The sequence below is a fragment of the Neisseria sp. HMSC03D10 genome (genome assembly GCF_001807625.1).
Taxonomy (GTDB): domain Bacteria; phylum Pseudomonadota; class Gammaproteobacteria; order Burkholderiales; family Neisseriaceae; genus Neisseria; species Neisseria mucosa.
In genome coordinates this window covers 1-661 of sequence record NZ_KV789570.1, presented here as the reverse complement: position 1 = coordinate 661, position 661 = coordinate 1, and the positions used below count along the sequence as shown (strand labels likewise).

The window sequence follows — 661 nt, the reverse complement described above, 5'->3', positions numbered from 1 at the left end:
TGATAAAAATTATTACTTGCATTGATATTATTTCTAATATTTTTTCACTGCAAACACATTTACACACTAATTGTTTGTTTTATTTTTCAGAAGCAGTCAGATATCTTTTGTCTGCCGTACCAAATACAATACTTCTATTTTCTTTACTGCCAATTAGTTTGCTTTGGAAAAATATGCCGGAATATTTAGTGTTTGCTTGAATACTCCTTAACCCCCATTGATTGATAAAGTTATGGGTTTGCCCCAGTAAAATTGAATCCCGAATAATCTGATTAACTTCCGAAACAGGCATCCCTAATTTTAAAAAATGCTGCCGGATTTGTGCTGTTGTAGCCATACCATATACCTTTAAAATTAAATACTATCGACTATCTGATAAGAAAGATGCTGGAAATATCATTAATGCATTTGTCTGTTGGATGCTGAAATAATATTCCTGCACCTTTCCCCTCCCTTATAATCAAATGTCTATCACTCCCGATCAAACGGTTGTCTTCATCTACTGCTACTTGATTTACTACCGTATACCTGGGGAAATTCTTTCTTGTTCCGTCGTTAAAGCATACGCTGACCGGGCTTAGGATATGAGATGAAACATAGGGTTTCGGCAAATCATCAGGATAACGGTCGTCAGGAAACAGCGAACGGTAATGCTTTAAAT

At 35.6% G+C, this 661-nt stretch carries 1 protein-coding gene and 1 pseudogene; both read right to left on the bottom strand.

Annotation, left to right across the window (positions count from 1 at the left end; genetic code table 11):
• Window positions 1-79: 79 nt before the first annotated feature.
• A complete protein-coding gene (locus HMPREF3066_RS08045; RefSeq protein WP_199901605.1) occupies window positions 80-337 on the bottom strand; it encodes a hypothetical protein in 258 nt (85 codons plus the stop codon).
• A gap of 31 nt (window positions 338-368) precedes the next feature.
• Window positions 369-661: pseudogene (locus tag HMPREF3066_RS13380) on the bottom strand (hypothetical protein); the annotation flags it as partial.